The sequence below is a fragment of the Cupriavidus sp. FW305-26 genome (genome assembly GCF_058787975.1).
On the sequence record NZ_JBYTAH010000135.1, the window covers coordinates 1 to 6,983 of the forward strand.

The 6,983-nt window shown below is 57.6% G+C and carries 7 protein-coding genes and 1 pseudogene; all 8 read right to left on the reverse strand.

Features of this window, described 5'->3' with window-relative positions; all coding sequences use genetic code 11:
• Window positions 1–671: 671 nt before the first annotated feature.
• Complete coding sequence (locus tag AC3WQZ_RS35100) at window positions 672–905, reverse strand: hypothetical protein (RefSeq protein WP_492302110.1); 234 nt, start codon at window positions 903–905, stop codon at window positions 672–674.
• Between the two features lie 232 nt (window positions 906–1,137).
• The gene (locus tag AC3WQZ_RS35105; RefSeq protein WP_454750558.1) at window positions 1,138–1,629 is read right to left on the reverse strand and encodes a hypothetical protein; all 492 of its coding nucleotides are present in this window, start codon (window positions 1,627–1,629) and stop codon (window positions 1,138–1,140) included.
• A 218-nt stretch (window positions 1,630–1,847) separates the two neighbouring features.
• Window positions 1,848–3,035 carry a GGDEF domain-containing protein gene (locus tag AC3WQZ_RS35110; protein WP_454750559.1) on the reverse strand — a complete coding sequence of 396 codons (1,188 nt, stop codon included), beginning with the start codon at window positions 3,033–3,035 and terminating at the stop codon, window positions 1,848–1,850.
• 372 nt (window positions 3,036–3,407) lie between these two features.
• Complete coding sequence (locus tag AC3WQZ_RS35115; RefSeq protein ID WP_454750560.1) at window positions 3,408–4,652, reverse strand: sensor domain-containing phosphodiesterase; 1,245 nt, start codon at window positions 4,650–4,652, stop codon at window positions 3,408–3,410.
• An 808-nt stretch (window positions 4,653–5,460) separates the two neighbouring features.
• Entirely contained in the window at window positions 5,461–5,628 is a 168-nt protein-coding gene (locus AC3WQZ_RS35120; protein ID WP_454750561.1) for a hypothetical protein, read from the reverse strand.
• A gap of 516 nt (window positions 5,629–6,144) precedes the next feature.
• On the reverse strand, window positions 6,145–6,360 hold the full coding sequence (locus AC3WQZ_RS35125; protein WP_454750562.1) for a hypothetical protein: 216 nt from the start codon (window positions 6,358–6,360) through the stop codon (window positions 6,145–6,147).
• Window positions 6,361–6,413: 53 nt separating this feature from the next.
• Window positions 6,414–6,749, reverse strand: coding sequence for a hypothetical protein (locus AC3WQZ_RS35130; RefSeq protein WP_454750563.1), 336 nt, complete (start codon window positions 6,747–6,749; stop codon window positions 6,414–6,416).
• Between the two features lie 99 nt (window positions 6,750–6,848).
• A pseudogene (locus AC3WQZ_RS35135) lies at window positions 6,849–6,983 on the reverse strand (carbonic anhydrase); the annotation flags it as partial.

Consider the following 6,983-nt stretch of genomic DNA (forward strand, 5'->3'; position numbering starts at 1 on the left):
GTCGCTGCGGCTGCGATGGCGGCGGCTACTGCAGTGTGTTTCTTGCGCACTCTCTTCCCCCTGGGTTGCATGGACAAATTGGACGAACCACTGGCGCGGCGTCACGGACCCGAACCGATGCGGGGCGCCTGCGGACGCCCCGGGAAAGCTTCTGGAAAGATGCCTGCACCAAATTCAAGTCACTTGAATAATATGCAACAGCCATGCCACCCTGCAACGAGCGATAACCCGTAGTCCACGAGGAAATATTGGGAAAGGAGGGGAGTCGTTGCGGATCCACGCCCCAATCTGGGGGGGGGGAGTGCACTATTCCAGTGCCGGTTGGCCCGGGCCGGTGATTCTCAGGGTGAACGCCCCGACCAAGGCGGCCTGCGCGGCGACCAGCCGCTTACGATGCCGGCGTCGGCGTCCGGAGACCGCCTTACCCGTCGCGCTCACTCGGCCGGGCGACTTTGGGCCGACAAATGGGCGCCAGCCGAGGTGACCGCGCGCAACTTCCTTGCTAACAGTCAGCGTGTGGCCGAGTGCGGGTCCCGCCGGAAGGAACAGGTCCTCGTGCGTCAGCGAGGACAGCGGCTTGCCGATTGCAGCGTGTGGCCAAGCGCCACGCGGATTCACTATGCTTGCGCGCACCTCTCGCTCAGAGCGATCCTTAATGAGGCAACTTTCTGTCAATAGAACAGCCGGTGCAGGAGATCCGCGCCTAGTTGCCGCATAGTGTCCATCATGCTCAAGTTCATTGCCCCAGCTTCGATATAGATCACACCGCCCAGCAGGGCCAGTACGCACAAGCCAAACTTGATATTGTTACCCACGGTACCCTCCCCACGCTTTACCGAAACCAGGCCGTCGCTGACATGGATACGGCACAACGCCAGCGACTTTGAACCGTCCGGCCCCGCCATTTCTTTGCCGCTAGGGTGGCAGATGTTCGTGGCTTCATTCTGTGCGACAGGCCGCGGAGGCGGGATGAGGCTATGGGCGAAGGAAAAGAAAATGGTGCGCCAAAGTCGGGAGTCATGCTTGGCGCACCCGGGAAAATCTGAGAGGAATCAAACCGGGCAGACTGACACTCGGCTGCTGCGGTCACGGCCGAGTCCAGAGCGTCATTGCAAGAAGAGTGCTGTATGATACAGCTTAATACTGTAACAGTTCGGCGCCCAACTCTTCCAAGCTGATTTCAGGGATTGGCACGCCCTTGCCCTGCTGGAACAGAACATGTTCTGCGACGCGGCCACGATGCAGCGCGAGCGTTGCGGGGACCAGTCGCAGAGCAGTCAGTGCATAATGCTCGGTCATCAGTTTGTAAACACGGTGGCGTAGACGCAGGTTGTGGACTTGCTCTTGCAGCCTGCTGACCTGCTTATCACTTTCGCGTTCGCACTGGCGCAAGTTCTTCACGGCCCGCGCATGCGACTGGCGATAGCGATCCAGTTCGGCGTGCGCTTTGCGCAGCTCTGTCTTGAGTTCCCGCAGCTGCTGGTGGAGCTTCAGATTGTCCCGCACGCCACGTTGGATACGAGTGGCTTCCCCGAGTGCGATGTCTGCCGCTGCAATGGTGTCCTGCCAGCCGCGCCCATTCGGCGTGATCTGTCCCCAGCGGCCGGCCTGGCCGTAGCTCGTTGTCATTCTTTTATTTGCCCCCGTAACCAAATGGGCTGCCTTGGTTGTCAACGGTGCTTTGCCGCCGACTTGACCAAGGTTCCCGTTACTGCCAACTTCCCCCCCGGCATGCATTTCACGAAACTACAATCAGATTTAAGTAAGTGATCCAATAAAGCGCAACCTCGCTTGTGCCCCTCTTGCGTGGGGGCATCCCGCCAGACTGCGATTGCAGCGATCACATTTCAGCAAACGTCGCTGGTATCGTATGCTCGGGATTGCGGGGAATCCATCGTGCGAACGGATGAGTCATCCGCCCATTCGTCCACCCGAATCGTGTTACGACCAGATTCCTTGGCCTCATATAACAGCCTGTCAGCGGCGGCGAAAAGGCGGTCCTCGGTGACGGTTCTCCCCGCTGTCGCAAAATTGATCGCCTGCACGCCGAAGCTGGCGGTAACGCCAATCCTTCGACCCATGGCATCGGTCGTCGGATTCGTCGCGATTGCCAGACGCAGCCGCTCAGCAAGTGACACAGCGCCGTCGCGGCCGGTTTGGCTCAAGACCAGAACGAACTCTTCGCCGCCGTAGCGCACCACGCTGTCAAGGTGGTGCCGTGTCAATGTTCTAAGCATGGAGGAAACGTGCCGAAGCACGGCGTCGCCGGCCTGGTGCCCATAGGTATCATTGGTCGATTTGAAGTGATCGATGTCACAGACGATTAGCGCCAGCTGCTGCTTATGCCGCCGTGCCTTTGCGATTTCGCTGGGTAAGACCGTGTCATGAAGATGACGACGGTTGTAGCAACCGGTGAGATGATCCCGGATGGAAAGATGTTTATAGTCCATCAACACACGGTATTCTTCCCGCCACAGCCGCTGATAGCGCCGGGCCGCTACCAGACCGACACCATTGGCAAGAACCAGTCGCATGGATAGTTTCAGTGCTTCCGTCGAAGGTAGCCTTGCCGCGGCGATCACGATGAAAGCGGTGGTGGCAATTACCGCAATGCCCTTGGAAATGATCAGTCGGTTGGGGATGAAGACATAGACGATGATTAGCATGATGCAGAGCGACATCGCTTGTCCCTGAATTTCGTCCGGGCGCAGCCAGACGATGACCAGGTAGGTTGCCATCCCGACAAGTTCGATAACACTGGCCGCAAGCACAGGGACCGCAATCGACTCAGGCTGAGTGCGTACATAGTGCAAACCCAGCATCACTGCCAGGACGAAAGTAGTGCGGCTGACAAACAAGAGGAATGTCTCGCGGCTAAAGCCGAGCGCGGCGACATCTGTCAAGGCAAAAGCAAGGTAAAAGAAGACGCACCAACACAACGTCAGACGAAGAGATGTCTGAGTCCGGAGCAAATGGTGGCGTTGGAAGTCGCGCTCGGTGTCCGGGTGTTCGAATTCAATGCGAAACCGGGCCACGGCAAATTCTGGGTGAGATTCTGAGTGCACGGTCTTTGCGGCAACGTGTATTGCGGAGTGATCGTTAGGACACCTATGTCTGCGCGATCGGGTTACTTCCACGCCGCAGATTGCCTTCGGACAATGTAGCATTATGGCTACATTGCCACCCGTAAGGGATGTGGCACTGTTACGACAGTTTCACCGCACATCAAACTCCGAGCTCAATTCAGGGGGAGTCGAGCTAGTGACTCGCTTCCATTTCGGCAGGGCAGGGGGATGTGGGGGCGAAGTGTCGCTAACTGCGCCATCACAGCGCAGAGTACCCTGTACGCCACGCTGGATGCAGGAAACCAAGAAATCCACCGAACGACAGGGCAAGGTTTATGAAATTCAGAGGACGGGGAGCGGTGCGGGTCGCCCCCATATGTAGCCTTGAATCTTTCTGACCCCCAACCGTTGCAGCACATTAAGCTCGCCTTCGGTCTCTACACCTTCCGCGATAACTTCGATGCCCATTTCCTCGGAAAATCGAACCAAGGCTGCCGCCAGCGCACGGTTCCCAGTTTCCATGTGAATATTGTGAATCAGGCTACGGTCGAATTTGATTAACTCTGGCTTAAGTTCAAGTACATGGCGAAAGCTGGAATAGCCTGCACCTATGTCGTCAATGGCGAGTGCGATACCCTTGTTTCTCAACGGGCCCAGTTCGCGTGAGATCGCAGCGTAATCTTCCACTGAACAGTGTTCAGTTAGCTCGAAAACGATTCGGCTTGCATCGAACTTATTAATCACTGCGCCAATTTTTCCGCTGAGAAGTGTTTGGGGGGAAACGTTTACGGAAATACGAAAATCATCGGGTATCGAGACCAGGCTATTTAGGGCCATTTCCACGGTCGCCAACTCAAGTTCAACCAGCAATCCGACCTCTTGCGCTTCGCGGAAGACGTTTTCCGGTGGAGATGCTTGTTTGCCGGGAAATCGGCAAAGGGCCTCATAACCGACAACGCGTTTGCCATCCAATAAGAAAATTGGCTGATAAACGATGCTGAATTCTTTGGATTTAATTAGTTTCTGTATTCGTCTCTTGGTTATGTCGCCCGAGTGGTGCGCGATGACCTCGCGCTCAAGTAGTCGGCCCGAGAAATCTGCAAACAATCGCATTGTAGCCATATCACGTTGGTTGAGCGTCTCGTCTGGCTTTGTGCTAAAACAACAAAAAGTGCCAAACACTTGGCCGTTGCTAAAACGAACCGGTATGCTCAGGTGAGCCCCAATGGGTAAATCGGTGGTTGCCTTGATGTCTAATGCTTCCGGGATTTTCCTGGCATCCCTGATTAGCTCAGGTAGGCGGCCATCGACGACGCGTTGGCAATAGCTTTCGTCAAGAGGATCTGACTCGCCGATGTTTATCGGCGAAAAATCCTCGTCGGAATCGACATAGGCGAAGACCCGCCGATCTCGCCTGAACTCGGAAAGAAAGGCAACTTGCATCCCAAGCAGCTTTCGGACGGAACGTAAAGCATCGGTGAGAATGTCGTCAGTAGACGAACTTTTTCTATCAAAGGCCCCCGCTTTAATCAGGGTATTGATGAGTACATTGGGCTCAAAAAATTCTTGTTTTTTATTCTTTGGCATTCTGGAGGCTCTAGCTTAGCTCTGAACTCTGCGGTCCGCATCTATGATGCAGCGCCCCACATCTTCCAGCGCCGTGTTTTCGATGGGATGCCCGCATGTAAAATCTATAGCACAATAAAAAGGAGCCGCGAGTCTTCTCGACGAAGGCGGGGCCGGAATATCGGCGGCGTCCGGGGGCCAAGCCTTCGGCACAGACACGGAGTTGACGCCCATGAAGGGCATTGCGACGTCCTTGTGTGTGTCTCCATGGAGCGAACAGGGGCGCAAAAGCCGAAGATTTCCCATGCGGGCGGATCGGCGGCCAGAGGTGCCGGGATATAACCAGATATAACCACGCCTTCAGGCACCCTTGCTGTGTACCGTTCGGCGTACCATATGCGCAATACATCATATGGCTTAAACCTTTTGGGCGAGGGTGTTCTTCATGCGTCAGGCTCCGGGTGACAGAGATGGACAAGGGTGCAACCCACGGCAAAGACGGTAAGCCGATAGCGTTCGCGCGCGCTGCGCAGTTTCCGTGGCCAGGGGCGTCGCCCGGTAATCCGCCTGAATGATCGGGGCGCCTACCCTCAGCTACCCAGGGAAGCCCCTCGGGAGTTAAGAGGCACCCCTCAATGCGGCAATTTCATTTGATTGAGCGCAAGTACTCCGGAATCTGGTGACTCCAATGCGGGCCTCGACTTCTATAGTGTCAGTCACGTGCCGGCGACCGGTCCGGTGGCCAGGCGAGGCTGCTGCGGCGTACCAGGCATGACCCGTCACACACTGCCGGAGACAGGAGATGCTGAGCCCCCACGAGATCGCAGCCCTAATGGTTCTCAATGACGCGGAAGGTCACCATGAACTCGACCCCGCCGACATTGGTGCCCTTGTCGAGCGCCAGTTGGTCCGTCTCGAAGCTGGGGCACCAGACCACAGGCAGATCCGCGTGACCGGGAAAGGCCGGCAACTCCTGGATGTGATCAGCAGGGGCCATTGACGGAGCGGATCCAGTGTGGCTGGGCGCGCGTGGCGCTCTCATCCGTCAAGGCTCAGGAACATAAAGTTCGCGCATTCGCAGTGGCTTATGCCATACATTGTTGCGTCACAGGAGCATGCTTACCAGCTTTACGCGCTTCGCGTGGACCAAGGCGAGCCGGCGAGCGAGCGTCAGTGTGGCGCCTTTGGCGCTGTCGAGTCGCTGTGCCGGGAGTTGACCTGAACTATTTGTCGCCGCAGTGGAGGTTGCAGTTGATGATGCGCAGCGTCTCGTCGTCCATGGCCGAGCACCTGAAGACCGGCCTCTCGCCACTGGATGAGGCTCCCTGTGCGTGAGCACGAGATTCGATGGATGCGCGGGCACGGTAATTGATGGTCGGCTGCGGCACCGTCCATTACCAATGTTGCGTGCCGTCGGGCAACGCTGATGGACGTGGCGATCAATCGCGGTGGACCGGATGCGGAGCAGCGGCACTGATGTAACAAGGGGCCCGGCGGGCCCCTTGTTACTGGATCAGAAGTCGTTATCTGCGAGATCGCCAAGGCCATCAGGATGCTCCTGCCGATCTTCGGCCAGCCACTGGGCCAAGGCCAATTGATAGTGAGCATGCAGACGGTCGCGCAGATCGTCGAGCAATTCGATCACAGCCCAGGCCTGCGCGGGCGTCCAGTTGGCATCAATGAGCAGGGGCAGCCCCTGGGTGATGCCGGATGGCTGGTGGAAGGTCATGGTGATGTCGTCGTTGTGTTGCTGGACGTGGCGGCGATGGCCAACGGCACCACTCACCGCCTGGCGCGGCGGTTCTGGGTTGCGCTGTAGGTTTCCAGATAGAGCTTCTCATCGATCTGCGGTAGCTCCCGCTGCGCGGCCTGGGCCAGAAGCTCGCCCGCCAAGTTCATCAGGATGCGGTAATTGCCGGCGGCGTGCTCACACAGGGTCTGGCGCAATGGCATGGTCATCAGGGTGGCGTTGCCGGCGGCGGCCAGCAAGTGGTCCAGGCAGGCCTGCAGCTCGTCGATGCTCGCACTCTCCAGCGCCAGACGGCAGCGGATGCGGCTGCCCAGCGGGATCAGGTCCTCGCGGCTGAACTTCTCCGGCAGGCGAGCTAAGATTCTCAAGGGGCTGCAGTTCGCGCCTCGCTCGAGCGGCGTGATTGCCCGTTGGCGACAGAAGTTCGCCCGACTACCTGTCAATTCGAGTTCAAGCTAATACCTATATCACACCTGTCCGCGGTTGCGCGAAGCCACCGCAACGGTGGTCGGTGACTCGGCGAGCGGCACAAAGCGTCGTGTTGCGCCGTCGAGCGCATCGATGCTACCTGTCTCAATGTCGTAGACCCAGCCATGCAAATT